Origin of the sequence: Streptomyces sp. NPDC059850 (assembly GCF_042731515.1) — a bacterium.
In the GTDB taxonomy this organism is placed as follows: Bacteria; Actinomycetota; Actinomycetes; order Streptomycetales; family Streptomycetaceae; genus Streptomyces.
The window spans coordinates 1-15031 of record NZ_JBHWJI010000007.1; the positions used below are offsets into that span (position 1 = coordinate 1).

The window sequence follows — 15031 nt, forward strand, 5'->3', positions numbered from 1 at the left end:
CCCGCGCGGTACGCGGCGTCGGCGAGATGCGCGTCGGCCTCCTTGAGCCGCCGCGCGGCGGCCTCGGCGTCGCGTACCGCCTCGGCCGTCCGTGCCAGCAGCGCGGCCTGGCGCTCCAGCCGCGCCGCGCGGTCGGCCACCGTGGCGTCCCCGCCGCGGGCCTCTTCCAGCTCGGCCAGCAGCGCGGCCCGCTCCCGGGCCAGCGCCTCGCGGTGCGACGTACGGGCCGCAGAGCGCCGCTCGGCCTCCTGCCGCTGGGCCAGCCGCCGGGCGTGCTCGCCCTCGGCCCGGTCGAGGGCCGCGCGGGCGTCGCGCCCGTCGGCGGCCGCGGTGCGGGCCCCGGCGTACGCGGTGCGCAACTCGGCCAGGGCGCGGTCCAGTTCGCGCACCGCGCCGCCGTCCGCCCCGGCCTCGGCGCCCGCCAGCGCCTCCTTCAGCCGCTGCGACCGGCTCTCGGCCTCCTCGCGGCCCGCCTCGGCCCGCTGGTACGCCTCCAGCGCGGCCTCCTCCGCCGTACGGTCCACATGCCCGGTCCCGGGGCGCGCCGGGCTCGGGTGCTCACAGCCCCCGCACACCGCGCACGGCTCGCCGGGGCGCAGCCCGGCCGCCAGCTCGGCGGCGATCCCGCGCAGCCGCCGGTCCTTGAGGTCCAGCCAGCCCTCCCGGGCGGCGCCCGACCGCTCCCGGCACCGCAACGCCTCCTCCCGGGCCCGCTCCGCCTGGGCGGCGAGCCGGTCGCGCTCGCGGGCGGCGTCGAGCCGCCGCTCGGCGGGCTCGATGCTCGCGCCGAGCTGTTCGGCCCGGGTGGCGGCCTCGTGCGCGGCCTCGATACGCGCCTGATGCGCGAGCCGCGCGGGCTCCCACCCGGCGAGCCATTCGGCGGCCTCCTCGACGGCCTCGTCATCGGCCCGCGCCTCACGGTCCAGCTCGGCGATCTCCGCGACCACGGCCCGGACCCGAGCCTCCCCCCGCCGAGCCGCCGCCAACGCCCCCAACTCCCCCCGCACCCACTGCTCCACCCGAGCCAGCCACTCAACCCCGGCCTCGGCGAGCGCCCGGCCGCGGCCGCCTGCGGCGTGCGGCACCACGCAGCCCGCCCCGACACCCTCCGGTCCCGCCTGCCCGACGGGCCGGGCTGACGCCCCATCGCCGGAAGCCTGCGGCGGCAGCTCCGCCGCGACGGCCCCTGCCGTACCTTCCCCGCCGAGCGGCTGGGCCTCTCCCCCGTGGGCACGCGGCTCGCCGGACGCACGCCCGTGCGGCACCGCATCGCCCGCCTGCCCGGCAGCGGGCCCGGTCGACGGGCCGTCGCCGGACACCTGCGGCGACACGGCATCTCGCCCGCCCCGCGCGGCGTTGCCGGACCCCGCGACGCCACGCGCGTGCGACACCGCACCACCCGCCTCGGCAGGCGCAGCCCCCCGTTGCCCGACCGACAACCCGTCGCCGGGTTCCTGTTCCGCAGCACCCCGCTCCGGGGGCACAGCCCCCGTGTCGCCGAACGACCTGCCGTCGCCCTGAGCGCCGCCTGCGGCGTGCTCGTGTGCTCCGGTTGTGTCCGCGTGGACCGCGGCCCCGTCACCACGCGACGCGCCGCACGGCTGAGCACCACGGCCCTGCGGCATCGCACCGCCCGAATCGGCAGCCTCCGGTCCCGCCTGCCCGGCGGCGGTCCCGCGCCCGGCGGACCGGGCTGACGCCCCATGGCCGGACGGATGAGCCGCACGCCCGTGCGGCACCGCATCGCCCGCCTCGGCGGCTTGCGGCACCGCCTGCCCGGCGGCCGGGCCGTCCGGCGTGGTGTCGCCGGACCCCGCGACGCCCCGCGCGTGCGGCACCGCGCCGCCCGCCTCGGCAGGCGGCGCGTCATCCGCGCTGGGCTGCGGCCTCGCCTGCCCCGTGGCGTGCTCGGGCGGCGGCTGTCCGGCGGCGTCGCCGTCCGGGCCGGGGGCCTCGTGGCCAGTCGCCGTACGGCCGTCAGGGGCGGGGCGCTGGGGTGGGACGTGGGTCGGGAGGGTGGGGTCGGTGGACAGGTGGGTGCGGGCCTGGCGTTCGGCGGCGGTCGCGCGGTGGTGCGCTTCGGCGGCGGCGGTGCGCAGGTCCAGGGCCGGGGTCACGGCGTCGGCGGCGCGGGCGCGGTCCAACAGGGCGTGGAGGCGGTCGCGTTCGGCGCGGCGCTGCTCCAAGTCGTCGGCGCGGCGGCGCGCCTCGGCGTGGCGGTGCTGCAGCTCGGCGCGCGAACTCTCCGCGTCGGCCGCCCGCCGGGCGGCCTCGTGCACGGTTTCGGCTCCGCGCAGCGCGGACGCAGTGATGTCGCGCCGTTCGCGCGCGCCCGCGCGGGCGATGGCGGCCCACTCCAGGACGGCTCCGGCCAGCCCCGGTTCCCCGGCGGTGGCGTCCGGGAGCGGGTGGGCGTCCAGTTCGGCGGAGCGGCCCGCGGCCTGGGCCATGCGGTGGGCCAGGGCGAGGAGCCGTTCGTCGCCGCCGAGGACCCGCTTCTCGGCGGCCCGCCGCAGCTCGGCGAGGCGTTCCTCGACGGCGGCGAAGCGGCTGGTGTCGAAGAGCCGTCCCAGCAGCTTGGCCCGGGCCGGTTCGTCCGCGCGGAGGAAGCGGGCGAAGTCGCCCTGCGGCAACAGCACCACCTGGCAGAACTGATCCCGGCTCATGCCCAGCAGCTGTTCGATCTCCGCGCCGATCTCCTGGTGCGAGCGGCTGAGCGCCTTCCAGGTGCGGGAGTCGGGGTCGTAGGCGCGCAGCAGGCTCTGCGCCTTCTCGCGGGTCACGCCGGTGCCCCGCTTCTTGGGCCGGGGCTGCTCGGGCCGCCGGGTGATCTCCAGGCGCCGTCCGCCGACGGTGAGTTCGAGGACGACCTCGGTCGGGGTCAGCGGCTCGGCGTGGTCGCTGCGCAGGGAGAGGCCGCTGCCCTGCCGGGCGCCGGGCACCTGCCCGTACAGGCCGTAGCAGACGGCGTCGAGGACGGACGTCTTGCCCGCGCCCGTGGGCCCGTGCAGCAGGAAGAGCCCGGCGGCGGACAGGTCGTCGAAGTCGACCCGCTGCGTGGCCCCGAAGGGGCCGAAGGCGGTGACGGTCAGCTGGTGGAGCCTCATCGCGGGTCGTCCTCCCCCTCCACGCGGACGGTTTCGAGGGCGTCGCCGAGCAGCACGGACTCCCCCGCGTCGGGGCCCCGCCCGCCCCGTACGTGGGCCACGAAGTCCTCGGCGATCTCCCGGTCCGTACGGCCGCGCAGCCGCTGCGCGTAGGAGGCGAGCGGATCCTCGGGCGGCCGCTCCGGGTCGAAGACCAGGGTCAGGACCTGCGGAAAGCGCTCCGCGAGCCGGGCCATCGGCTCGTACGGCCGCGCCGGATCGGTCAGCGTCACCTCGACCCACGCCGACTCGTGCCGGGCGAGATCCGGGTCGGCGAGCAGGTCGTCCAGCCGCCCCCGGAGGCGGGCCAGGGGGCGCGGTACGGGGCAGTCGACGCGCTCGGCGGCGCCGATCGCGCCCTCCGCGTTCAGCTCGACGAGCCACATCGACTTGCGCTGCGTGGCCTCGGAGAAGGAGTACGCGAGCGGCGAGCCCGAGTAGCGGACGCGCTCGGTGAGGGTCTGACAGCCGTGCAGATGACCGAGCGCCACATAGTCGACGCCGTCGAAGACCTCGGCAGGGACGGAGGCGACGCCGCCGACCGTGATGTCCCGTTCGCTGTCGCTGACCGCGCCGCCGGTGACGAAGGCGTGCGCGAGGACGACGGACCGGGTGCCGGGCGGCCGGGCGGCGAGGTCGGCGCGCACCCGGTCCATGGCGGCGCCGAGGACGGCCGGGTGCCCGGCGTCGCGGGCGCCCAACTCCTCGCGTACGAGGCGGGGTTCGAGGTACGGCAGACCGTAGAACGCCACGTCGCCGTGGCGGTCGGCGAGGACGACGGGGGTGCCGCATCCGGCGGGGTCGGTGCGCAGATGGATCCCGGCCCGCTCGATGAGCCCGGCGCCGACGCCCAGCCGGCGCGGGGAGTCATGGTTGCCGGAGATCATGACGGTCGGCACGCCGAGGTCGGCGAGCCGGTGCAGCGCGTCGTCGAAGAGTTCGACGGCGGCCAGCGGCGGTACGGCCCGGTCGTAGACGTCCCCCGCGACGAGAACGGCGTCCACCTCCCGCTCCCGCACGGTCGCCACGAGGTGGTCGAGGAACTCCCGCTGCGCCGCGAGCAGGCTGACGCGGTGGAAGGACCGCCCGAGGTGCCAGTCGGAGGTGTGCAGAATTCTCAACGATCGACTCCGACCCGCACGCTTGTCCTTCCTCCACCCCGGTGATCAGCAACGCGCCCGTACCGGATCAGCGCTACGGGCACCGACCACGTTAACCGCGATCGGTGCCCGGGTCCGCACGGACCTCGCTTTTGTACCCGTGTGTACCTGTGTTACCTGCGCGTCTCACCCCACCGGTGGTCGTCGAAGAGGTCGACGCCCTCGGGGTAGGCGGTGCCGTTGCCGGTGCTGAACCCAGTGCCGTAGCCCCCGCCGACGCCGGTGCCGTAGCCCGTGTCGTACCCGTGGTGGGAGCCGTCGTGAGAACCGGGGTAGGGGCCCTCCCGGTGGCCGTCCACCGGGCGCGGGTCGAGGTAGTACCACTCGGCGGTGGGGCCGGGACCGGCGGCCGCGTCGGCCATCGACTCGGCCATCGGTTCGGGCGCGGGGTCCGGCTCCTTGGCCGCCTTCGGCGCGTTCAGCTCATTCGGCATCAGCAGCTCCACCCGCACACCGGGGGTGGCCCGCTTCTGCGCGACGAACTCCTCGACCTGGTTGCGGCAGGCGTGGTCCAGATGGGTGACGCCCATCAGGTCGAGCCGGATCCGCTCCGTCCCGGCGGCGCCGACGGCTTCGAGCGCGTCGATCAGTTTCGGCAGCCGCAGGAAGGTGGCGTTCCCCTTCATGACCACCTTGGCGGTGTCGCCCTCGACGGAGTGCTCGACGGAGGTCTGCGACATCCGCAGCGCGGCCAGCACGATCCCGGCCGCGAGCCCGATCAGCACCCCTTCGAGCAGCGCGGTGACGACGATGGCGAGCGTGGTGGCGGACATCACGAAGAACTCGCCGCGGTCCTGGTGCCACATCTTCGGGAACTGCTCGGGGGCGAGCAGCTTCCAGCCGCTGTGCACGAGGACACCGGCCAGCACCGAGATCGGGATCAGGGCGAGGACGCTGGGCAGCAGCAGCGCGAAGGCCAGCAGCCACAGGCCGTGCAGCGTACGGGAGAGCCGGGTCTTGGCGCCGGACTGGACGTTGGCCGAGCTGCGGGCCACGACGGCGGTCATGGGGAGCGAGCCGAGGAAGCCGCAGATGGTATTGCCCGCGCCCTGGGCGATCAGCTCCTTGTTGTACTGGGTGCGCTTGCCGTCGTGCATCCGGTCGACAGCGGCGGCCGTGAACAGGCTCTCCGCCGAGGCGATGACGGTGAAGGTGACGATGGCGGTGAGGATCGCGGGATCGGCGAGCCCGGCGAACTGTTCGGGGCCCGGGACCTGGATCGCGGCCAGCAGATTGCCGACCTGGAGCGTCTTCACCTCGACGCCGGGCAGCGCGGCGACACCGATGCCGATGGCGACGGCGACCAGCGCGGCCGGGACCTTGTTGAGCGGCCCCGGCACCTTCTTCCAGACGAAGCTGAGGACGACCGTGGCGATGCCGAGCCCGGCCGCGATGGCCGCCTGCGGGTTCGCCAGGGTGTCGGCGATGAGGCCGGGGACGCCGAGCATGTTCTCGATGGCCGTGCCGGGGGCCGCGTTGTCGGCCAGCGGATACGCCTGGCTGAACATCAGCGGCAGGCCGATTCCCGCGAGCATGCCCTGCACGACGGCGACGGACGTGGCCTGGAACATCCGGCCGAGGCGGACCAGCCCCAGCACGATCTGCAGGATTCCGGAGCCCAGCACGATCACGCCCAGCATGGAGATGCCCTGCGCCTCCACCGTCTCGGCGACGAGCGCGGCGAGCCCGGCGGCGGGCCCGCTCACCTGGAGGGTGGAGCCCGGGGTCATGCCGACGACGAGGCCGCCGATCACGCCGGTGATGATGCCGAGTTCGGCGGGGGCGCCCGAGGCGACGGCGACGCCGATGCACAGGGGCAGGGCCACCAGGAAGACGACGAGCGAGGCGCTGATCTCGGTGCCGAGGTTGGCCCCGGCGAAGGGGCCGCGCCCCTGGGGGCCGTGCCCCTTGGGGGCACGCCCCTTGGGATCACGCCCCTTGGGATCGCGCCCGGCGCCGTCTTCCGTACCGGCGCCGGTACGGCCACCGGGTTCGGCCCCGGTGACGGGGCCAGCACCGGCCCCGCCACCGGGAGTCTTAACCATCCCTTTTAACGGCTCGAAGGTTTGCGTTGCCGGACCGGTTCCGTCATCCGGGGCATATGCGGGGGTATGGGCGGGCCAGTCGTCGACGTATAGCGGCGGCCCGGTCGCTTCCGTGGACGCCCGGCCCCGCGCATGGCGTCCGGTCGTCATGAGTGCACCCGGAAATCGCCGTCCGCTTCGAGTTCCCACAACTCGGCACTGTCGACCTGGTAGAACCAGCCGTGCAGCCGCAGTTGACCATTCTCCAGGCGCCGCCGGGCGGCCGGGTATTCCTTGAGGGTGTCGAGCTGATTACGGACATTCAGCTGGGCCAATTCCGTTACACACGGAGCCCCTTCGGTGGAACCGAGCTTCGGGGTCAGCCCCGGCCGGGCGACGTCGAGCCAGGCGCCCACGCCGGGCATGAGGGACAGATCGGCCCCGGAGGCCAGCGCCCCCATCGCGCCGCAGTGCGAATGGCCGCAGACGATCACGTCCCGGACGCCCAGCACCTCCAGCGCGTATTCGATGGTGGCCACCTCGCCGGACACCACCTGCTTGCCGTGCGGGGGAACGATGTTCCCCGCGTTGCGCAGCTCGAATATCTCACCGGGCCGGGCCCCCGTGATGAGCGCCGGAATAACCCGGGAATCCGCGCAGGTGATGAAAAGGGCTTGCGGAGATTGCCCGTCGGCCAGTTTCCGGTATGCGCCGCTGTCGAAATCTTCCCGGTGCCGGAACGAGCGGGCATGTTCGAGCAGAGTCTGCATCGTGCCTCCCTGACGGGTGATTGTCACCAGATGCCATTCACCGTAGGGAGGCGTGTGTCAGACGAGGGCTAAACGGACACTAGAGCATTGCAAGTTCTTCCCCAATATTCGGGTCCGCACTCGCAACATTACAAAAACCGGGACGCGCATCCGGCGCTGCGGTAGACAGGACCCATGACCGTACGAGCACTGCTGATCGAGGACGACGAGACGATCGCCGAGCCCCTCGTCGAGGGGTTACGGCGATACGGGCTCACCGCCAGTCATGTCGGTACGGGTGCCGCCGGGCTGGAAGGGCCGTACGGGGACATCGTTCTGCTCGACCTGGGACTGCCGGACATGGACGGCATCGACGTCTGCCGTGGCATCCGCCAGGTCTCCGACGTACCCATCATCATGCTCACCGCGCGCGGTGAGGAGGCCGACCGGGTACTCGGGCTGGAGCTGGGAGCGGACGACTACTTGGCGAAACCATTCAGCATGCGGGAGCTGATCGCCCGCATCCGCGCCGTGACCCGCCGCACCCAGCGCGCCGAGACCGCGCCCGGCGCCCCCATGGCGACCGCGGCCAGGCCCACCGTCGCGCCTCCCCCGCCGGTCTTCGAACCGGAACCGGCCCCCGGCCGGCCCCCGGCCCCGGCACCGGCCACCCACCAGACCCTGGAGGGCCAGGAGCCGCTGATCGTGGACCGCAGGACCCGGCAGGTGTGGGTGGGCGGCACCCCGGTGGCCCTCACGCCGAAGGAGTTCGAGCTGCTGGCCCTGCTCACCGAGGACCCCGGCGCCGTGTACTCGCGTCAGCAGATCCTCGATCGGGTGTGGGACCCGCATTTCCACGGGCCGACCAAGACCCTGGACGTGCACGTCGCCACTCTGCGCCGCAAGCTCGGCGATCCGGCGTGGATCCAGACCCTGCGCGGCGTCGGCTTCCGGCTCGCCGTGCACACCGGAGTTCCGGAGGCCGCCCGGCCGTGACCCGTCGTCTGCTGCTCGGCTATCTGAGCCTCGCCGTCCTGGTACTGCTGTGCTTCGAGATCCCGCTCGGCTACATCTACAGCCGGTCCGAGAAGGAGCGGGTCATCTCCGCGGCCGAGGACGAGGCCGAGTCGGTGTCCGCGTACGCGTCCCTGTCCATCATGGCGGGCCGGGAGGAGCGGGAACTGCCGACGCGGGTCATCCACTGCGCCGAGCGCATCGGCGGGGAGGTGCTCATCGTGGCCGCCGACGGCAGAGTGCTCGCCGCCTCCCATCCGCTCCCCGCCGACCAGGCGCGGGACGTGACGTCCCGGCCCGAGATCGCGGCCGCGCTGGGCGGCCGTGACGCGGTCGACGTACGGACCTCCACCATCGGCGGCGTCAGCTACCTCTCCGTCGCCCTTCCCGTGGTCCACGGGAATCAGCTCCAGGGCGCGGTCCGGCTCACCGTTCCCACCGACGCGGTGCACTCCAAGGTGCACCGCGCGTGGCTGCTGCTGGCCCTGGCCGGGCTCGCGATCCTGACCGGGGCCGCCGTGGTGGCGCTGGTCTTCGCCCGCTGGACCAGCCGTCCCATCGTGGAGCTGGAGCGCTTCGCGCACCGGCTGGCCGACGGCAAGGCCCCCACACCCGCCCCGGTGACCTCGGGACCGCCGGAGGTACGCAGCCTGGCGGCCACCTTCAACCAGACCGCCGCCCGGCTGGCCCATCTGCTGGAGGCCCAGCGCGCGTTCGCGGCCGAGGCGTCCCACCAGCTCAAGACGCCGCTCGCGGCGCTGCGGCTGCGCCTGGACAACATGGAACCCGATCTCGCCGAGCACGCCCGCCCCCAGCTCACCGCCGCGACGACCGAGACGGACCGGCTGGCCCGGATGGTCGGGGGGCTGCTGGCGATGGCGCGGATGGAAGAGGGCGCCGTGACCCCGGAGCTGGTCGACCTGGACGAGCTGTGCGCGGAGCGGCTGCGCACCTGGACCCCGATGTTCCAGAAGCACCACGCCCATCTCGTCCTGCGCGGCACCCGGGTCGGGCACGCCCTCGCGGTGCCCGGGGCCGTCGAACAGATCCTGGACAACCTGATCTCCAACGCGCTGCGTTCTTCGCCGCTGGGCAGCACCGTCACCCTCGATCTGCGCGTCCCCGCGCCGGACCGCCGCCATCTGCACCGGGACGGCCGCGCCACGTGGGTCGAGGTGCATGTCATCGACCAGGGCCCGGGCATGACCGCCGAACAGCGCCGCCGGGCCTTCGACCGCTTCTGGCGGGCGCCCGACTCCCCCAAGGGCGGCACCGGCCTCGGTCTGTCGCTGGTCCAGCGGCTGGCCCACGCCAGCGGCGGCGAAGCCACGCTGAACGCGGCCCCCGGCGGCGGGCTGGACGCCGCGGTCCGGCTGCGGTCCCCGGTCAAGTCCGGTGGCCCGGGGCGCCCGGCCAGAATGCAGCTGCGCCGTAAATCCGTCCCGGAGCCCACCGCCGCCGCCCAGGCCCCGGTCTAGCCCCGGATCAGCCTCCGCCGGGGGGTGTCTTCGTATGCCTGGAGGCCTGCTCGCAGGCCTCAGGGGGCCTCTTCGTAAGCCTCGCCGCCCAGTTCCAGACCGGCCGCCCCCGCCGTGGCGTCCGCCAGCCAGCCGCGGAAGGCCGCCACGTCCGCCTCGGGCAGCCCCACCTCGATGGTCACCGCCTCCGCGTACCGGACGTCCCGCACCACCCGGCCCGTCGTGCGCAGATCGTTCTCCAGCTTCCCGGCCCGCTGGTGGTCGACGGTGACCGTGGCCAGCCGGAACCGCCTCCGGGTGACGGTGCCCAGCGCGTCCAGCGCCTCGCCGACCGCGCCGCCGTACGCGCGGATCAGCCCGCCCGCGCCGAGCTTCACCCCGCCGAAGTAGCGGGTGACCACGGCCACCACGTACCGCGTCTCCCGGCGCAGCAGCATCTGCAGCATCGGTACGCCCGCGGTGCCGCCCGGCTCGCCGTCGTCGCCCGCCTTCTGTACGTCGCCGTCGGCGCCGATGACGTAGGCGAAGCAGTTGTGGTTGGCGGTGGGGTGTTCCTTGCGGATCCGCTGGATGACCTCCTGGGCCTCCTGCTCGGTCGCGGCGGGCGCGAGCGTGCAGAGGAAGCGGGACTTGTTGATCTCGACCTCGTGCACGCCCTCGCGCGCGACCGTCCGGTACTGCTCCTGCATCCGGCCACCCTACGCCGCGGCTCCTTCGCGGGAGGTGGCCAGGAGGGCGGCGTGGGCCGCCGCGGTGAGCACCACCGCGGCGAGTGTCCAGGAGATCCAGTCGCCCGGGTTGGGCAGCCACTGCCTGCCCAGCGCGATGGGGTAGATGAGCGCCGCGTAGACGGCGGGGACGGTGTGCCGGACGATCCCCTTCCGGGCGGCGCCGAGGAACAGCGGTGGCGCCAGCAGCCCGGCGGAGAACACCACGGCCACGACCCAGAGCGCGCGGTGCCGCCGACTGGTGTACATGGGGGTGCTGGAGGACGCGGCGGCGGAAATCGGGTTCACGTTCACCTCTCGACAGTCGGTGTACGGGTCATGGGTGTACGGGTCATGGACAGGGGCACGGATCGATCATTTGGCCGATTTCTCACTCCCCGAACTCCAGTTCCGATGAAATGTTCGAGGGCGTCGCTAACCGCCCGGTTCGGCGCGGAGACAGCTGAGTGCGCGCCGCGCGCTCGCGGCTCCGATTCCGTCCAGATCGCGCAACTGCCGGGCGGAGAGACTGGACAGCCGTTCGATACTGTCGACACCGGCCCGCAACAAGGTGTTGGCCAGCCGATGCCCGAATCTGTCGTGTCCCAGAACGTCGAAGAGTTCGCCGCCCTCGCATGAGCAACCGGCCTCCCGGTCCAGCGTTTCCGGCACCTTTTCCCGTACGCGGCACGCGGAGCACACATCGATCACCTGGCCATCCCGGAGCGTCCTGGCCCAGCTCAGCGGGACCATGGCGGCTCGTGCCGCGCTCACGCTGTCGGCCGCGTCGGATGTACAAGTGGCGCCACAAATGTCACAGCGAATGGTGATCAAATGGCTCATGTGAGCATGATGGCAGACCCTCCGCCAACCGGCTTTGCTCCCGGACACTTTGCGGCCGCCGGGCCTCCCTCAGCATTCCCCGGATGTCACGCGTCCCACCCCTGAAACCGTGGTACTCGGCGAAAAGCTGCCCACCGGCACATGCGTTTCTCACGGTGCCTTCATTACAAATGCGACTGTTACCGCGCCCGGAGGGGTGAAAACGTGAGCCGACAGTGGACAGCGCAGAGTCCGGGGGGATGCGCGCGCTGGGCGTAGAAGCGTGAAGAAGCGTCTCGATTCATGCGGATGAGCCGCATGAGACGGCTGAGACGGCGAACGCACGCCCCAGCGGTCACACCCCTTGATGCCTGCCGGTGCTGTCACTGAGCCCTGCCCGGGGCTCACTTGACCGACAACGGGAACGGCTGGGTGATGACGATCAACGCCACTGGGGACGGTTCGGCCGACGAGAGCGGCCACCGGAAACGGGGATGGCGCATATCCGCGGCCGTGGGCCTGGCCGCGGTGCTGACCGGCGGGGGGCTGGTGGCGCTGCAGGCGACCGGAACACCCGCGCCCGGCCAGTCGGAACCGGCCGCCAACGTCGCCTCGCACACCGGGCCGCTGACGTCGGACGAGACCCGGGAGGCGTCCCGGATCGCCGTCGCGGCCGCCACCGAGCGGCAGCCCACACCCCAGGGCGGGAAGAACACCGACAAGACCTCCCAGGACGGGGAGAAGAACGCCGCGGGCGGTTCCGGCGCCGAGGTGCTGGACACCCGCCGTCCGCCGCGCGCCAAGACGGCCGCCTCCGGCCCGGACAGCGAGGCCGAGGTCCAGCTCTACGACTACGCCTCCGACAGCCTGATCACCCGGGTCGTCGACCTGCGCTCCGGAAAGGTCCTCCGCTCGGACCGGCAGCAGAAGGTCCAGCCCGCGCCCACCCTGGCCGAGGTCCGGCAGGCAGTGAAAATCATCCTTGCCGACCCCCGTCTCGGGGACGGGATGCGCGCCGCCTATAAGGCGGAGACGAAGAAGCGGCTGACCTCGCCCTCGCAGCTGAAGATCCAGGGCATGGCGTTCCTCGGGTCCCGTGCCGAGGGCGTCAAGGGCGCCGAGCAGGTGTCGCGGTGCGGCGCCCACCGCTGCGTACAGCTCTTCGTGCGCGTACCGGGCGGCAAGTGGATCGACACCAGCAGGATCGTCATCGATCTCTCGGCCGGGCGCACCGCCGTCATCGGCCTGTGAGGGGAGCTTCGTTCGTGTTCAGTTCGTTTCGGCGTGCCCGTGTGCTCATGGCCGTGGTGGGTCTGCTGACGCTGTGGGTGCCGGGCCCGGCGTCCGCCGCTCCCCGGAAGGCCTCGGCGGAGCCCTCCTGCCCCAAGGCCGACCGCATCGACCAGACGCTCAAGAACGGCGCCCGCTGGCAGATGTGCTGGAACATCGACCGCAGCACCGGCGTGGAGCTGAGCGATGTGACGTACACGCCCAACCGGGGTACCCCGACCCGCGTGCTCAAGAAGGCATCACTCGCCGAGGTGCACGTGCCCTACGACAGCGGTCAGCCGCGCTTCTACGACGTCTCGTCCATCGGCTTCGGCGACCTCGAACAGGGCACGCTCACCAAGCTGTCGAAGGACGACTGCCCCACCGGCAAGCTCGGGAACTACCAGGACACCCCCGTGATGTGCAGCCAGGAGCAGCCGCGGCCGTTCGCGTACAAGAGCTCGGTGGAGAAGGCCGTGCGGCACGGAACCGATCTGACCGTGTTCTCGGTGTCCGAGATCGGCTGGTACGACTACATCATGGAGTGGCACTTCTCCGACGACGGTGCCATCACCCCGCGCGCGGGCGCCACCGGCTCCCTCTCGCCGTTCGCGTTCTCCGACGCCACCAGCGGCTGGCCGACCGGCGTGGGCTCCACCCGGTTCAGCGAGAACCACTCGCACAACATCTTCTGGCGGCTGGACTTCGATGTGAACGGCCAGTCGCAGAACGTCGTCGAGCAGTACGACTTCGAGGGCAGCGGCACACCCAAGCGCACCACCAAGCGCACCGTGCTGTCCAAGGAGACGGGCGCGGACCTGGCGCCCGCCCGCTTCTGGCGGGTGATGAACCCGAAGGCCGAGAACGACGACGGCCACCCCATGTCCTGGGAGATCGACAACGGCGACAGCGACCAGTACCGGGGCCCGGCCGACACCGAGAAGTTCACGCACCACGACGTGTACTTCTCGCAGTACCGGGAGTGCGAGCGGCTGGCCTACGGCAACACCGCGAAGGGCTGCGCCGCCTCGGTGGACAAGTACACCAACGGCGAGAAGATCACCGACCCGGTCGCCTGGGTCAGCGTCGACTACCACCACGTGCCCCGGGACGAGGACGAGGACCCGATGCCCACGCACTGGCAGAGCTTCCGGATCGTCCCCCGGGACGTCACGTCCATGAGCAGGCTGCCGTGACCGGCCGGGCCTGTCCGTGTCCTTCCCCTTCCCTCCCGTCTCTTCCATCCTCGGCAAGGAGTGCACCGTGTTACACCGGCCCATGAGGACGTCCGGAGACGAACGGCGGACCACCACGGCCCGCCACCGCCTCGAGGACCGTCTCCACGCCCTGGCGCGTGCCCATCAGGTGCCCGGAGCCCAACTCGCCGTCCACAGCGGCGGATCCACCCGCGCCCTGCACACCGGGGTGCTGGACTCGATAACCGGGGAGCCGTTCACCGCCGACGCGGCGGTCCCCATCGGCTCCCTCACCAAGTGCTACACCGCCACCGTCGTCATGCTCCTGGTCGCCGACGGCGATGTGGAGCTGGACGACCAGCTCGGCGACCATGTGCCGGAGCTGCGGCGGGCCGGGCCGCCGTGCACCGTACGGCAGGTGCTCAGCCACACCGCCGGGCTCGCGTCCGGGCCCGACTCCGACCATGTCGCGGCGCTCACCACGGCGCGCTATCTCCAGGCCCACTGCAATGACCGCCAGCTGGTGATGGAGCCGGGGACCGACTTCTCGTACTCCAACGCGGGCTATGTCGCGGCGGGTCGGTTGATCGAGACGGTCACCGGGATGAGCTGGCAGGAGGCCGTACGGTCCATCCTGCTGGAGCCGCTGGGCACCGTGCCGTCCTTCATCGGCGCGACCGGTGCGCCACGGCGGCAGGCCGCCCGGGGCCACTCGGCCAACAAGGCGTCGGGCCGGACCCGGCCGGTGCGGCAGAACCTCGCCCCGGCGGAAGCCGCGGCCGGGGCGCTGATGACCAGCGCCCTGGACCTGGTGGCGCTGGCTCTGGCCCATGTCCCCGGCGGCGCGGCCGAGTTGCTGCCGCCGCAGCTGGCCGAGGAGATGCGGCGGCCGGTGCCCGGTGCCGACCCCGGGGTCCTCGCCGACGGCTGGGGGCTGGGGTTCGCGCTCTTCGGGCGGGGCGGGGACACCTGGTTCGGCCACGACGGGAACGCCCAGGGCACGTCCTGCTATCTGCGGGCCGATCCGCGCACCGGCTCCGTGGTCGCCTTCACCAGCAACTCCAACAGCGGCGCCGACATGTGGCACGAACTCTCCGCCGAACTGGAGGAGTTGACCGGCATACGGGTTCCCGGGGCCCCGGCCCGGCCACGTCCCGCCACCCCGCCTCCGGCGTCCCCCATGGCCGCGACGGCGCAGTGTGCCGGGACCTATCTCAACGGCGATGTCGAGTACCAGGTGACGATGAGCGACAGCGGCGCCCTCGCCCTGTCCGTGGACGGTGACGTCCCCGCGCCACTGGTCTGCCACGAGGACCTGACCTGCGACCTGGTGGACCCGTCCTCCGGGCGCCGGATTCCCGGTGGCCGGTTCGTCCGCGATCCGCACACCGGCGCGGTCGACCGCATTCAGCTCTCGGGCCGGATGGCCCGCAAGAGCGCGCTCGTCTGAGATTCCCCACCGAGGT

Annotated in this window: 12 protein-coding genes; 5 read left to right on the top strand and 7 right to left on the bottom strand. The window is 72.8% G+C overall.

The window, feature by feature from the left end:
• From ACFV9T_RS07700 to ACFV9T_RS07715, 4 genes are all read right to left on the bottom strand, one after another.
• A partial coding sequence (locus tag ACFV9T_RS07700; RefSeq protein ID WP_385437426.1) for an AAA family ATPase occupies positions 1-3107 on the bottom strand: 3107 nt, incomplete at its 3' end.
• Positions 3104-4267 (bottom strand): exonuclease SbcCD subunit D, encoded by a 1164-nt coding sequence (locus tag ACFV9T_RS07705; protein ID WP_385437428.1) that lies wholly within the window; start codon positions 4265-4267, stop codon positions 3104-3106. The genes ACFV9T_RS07705 and ACFV9T_RS07700, both read right to left, overlap by 4 nt.
• A 152-nt stretch (positions 4268-4419) precedes the next feature.
• Positions 4420-6351 (bottom strand): SulP family inorganic anion transporter, encoded by a 1932-nt coding sequence (locus tag ACFV9T_RS07710; protein ID WP_385437430.1) that lies wholly within the window; start codon positions 6349-6351, stop codon positions 4420-4422.
• A gap of 146 nt (positions 6352-6497) precedes the next feature.
• On the bottom strand, positions 6498-7100 hold the full coding sequence (locus ACFV9T_RS07715) for a carbonic anhydrase (RefSeq protein ID WP_385437431.1): 603 nt from the start codon (positions 7098-7100) through the stop codon (positions 6498-6500).
• A 174-nt stretch (positions 7101-7274) separates the two neighbouring features.
• On the opposite strand from ACFV9T_RS07715, the gene ACFV9T_RS07720 reads away from it, so the two are divergent.
• Together ACFV9T_RS07720 and ACFV9T_RS07725 are read left to right on the top strand one after the other, a co-directional pair.
• Positions 7275-8075, top strand: coding sequence for a response regulator transcription factor (locus tag ACFV9T_RS07720; protein ID WP_385437433.1), 801 nt, complete (start codon positions 7275-7277; stop codon positions 8073-8075).
• A complete protein-coding gene (locus ACFV9T_RS07725) occupies positions 8072-9571 on the top strand; it encodes an ATP-binding protein (RefSeq protein ID WP_385437434.1) in 1500 nt (499 codons plus the stop codon). The genes ACFV9T_RS07720 and ACFV9T_RS07725 overlap by 4 nt, the downstream gene beginning before the upstream one ends.
• Positions 9572-9630: 59 nt before the next feature.
• Here ACFV9T_RS07725 and ACFV9T_RS07730 read toward each other — a convergent pair whose 3' ends face one another.
• The 3 genes from ACFV9T_RS07730 to ACFV9T_RS07740 all read right to left on the bottom strand — a co-directional run bounded on the left by ACFV9T_RS07730 (position 9631) and on the right by ACFV9T_RS07740 (position 11052).
• Positions 9631-10260, bottom strand: a complete 630-nt coding sequence (locus ACFV9T_RS07730; protein ID WP_385437435.1) for a YigZ family protein — start codon at positions 10258-10260, stop codon at positions 9631-9633.
• A 9-nt stretch (positions 10261-10269) separates the two neighbouring features.
• On the bottom strand, positions 10270-10587 hold the full coding sequence (locus ACFV9T_RS07735; RefSeq protein WP_385437436.1) for a hypothetical protein: 318 nt from the start codon (positions 10585-10587) through the stop codon (positions 10270-10272).
• Between the two features lie 126 nt (positions 10588-10713).
• Positions 10714-11052, bottom strand: a complete 339-nt coding sequence (locus ACFV9T_RS07740; protein WP_385437437.1) for a helix-hairpin-helix domain-containing protein — start codon at positions 11050-11052, stop codon at positions 10714-10716.
• 456 nt (positions 11053-11508) lie between these two features.
• Between ACFV9T_RS07740 and ACFV9T_RS07745 the strand changes: the two genes are divergently transcribed.
• From ACFV9T_RS07745 to ACFV9T_RS07755, 3 genes are all read left to right on the top strand, one after another.
• Positions 11509-12351, top strand: a complete 843-nt coding sequence (locus tag ACFV9T_RS07745) for a hypothetical protein (RefSeq protein WP_385437439.1) — start codon at positions 11509-11511, stop codon at positions 12349-12351.
• Between the two features lie 14 nt (positions 12352-12365).
• Positions 12366-13565: a copper amine oxidase gene (locus tag ACFV9T_RS07750; RefSeq protein ID WP_385437441.1), complete on the top strand. Its 1200-nt coding sequence runs from the start codon at positions 12366-12368 to the stop codon at positions 13563-13565.
• Between the two features lie 82 nt (positions 13566-13647).
• Positions 13648-15015 (top strand): serine hydrolase domain-containing protein, encoded by a 1368-nt coding sequence (locus tag ACFV9T_RS07755; protein ID WP_385437443.1) that lies wholly within the window; start codon positions 13648-13650, stop codon positions 15013-15015.
• Positions 15016-15031: the final 16 nt, after the last annotated feature.

Excerpts from the sequence above, each read along its gene's own strand:
- ACFV9T_RS07710 (WP_385437430.1), bottom strand. The coding sequence starts at position 6,351 with ATGGTTAAGACTCCCGGTGGCGGGGCCGGTGCTGGCCCCGTCACCGGG.
- ACFV9T_RS07715 (WP_385437431.1), bottom strand. The coding sequence starts at position 7,100 with ATGCAGACTCTGCTCGAACATGCCCGCTCGTTCCGGCACCGGGAAGAT.
- ACFV9T_RS07720 (WP_385437433.1), top strand. The coding sequence starts at position 7,275 with ATGACCGTACGAGCACTGCTGATCGAGGACGACGAGACGATCGCCGAG.
- ACFV9T_RS07730 (WP_385437435.1), bottom strand. The coding sequence starts at position 10,260 with ATGCAGGAGCAGTACCGGACGGTCGCGCGCGAGGGCGTGCACGAGGTC.
- ACFV9T_RS07755 (WP_385437443.1), top strand. The coding sequence starts at position 13,648 with ATGAGGACGTCCGGAGACGAACGGCGGACCACCACGGCCCGCCACCGC.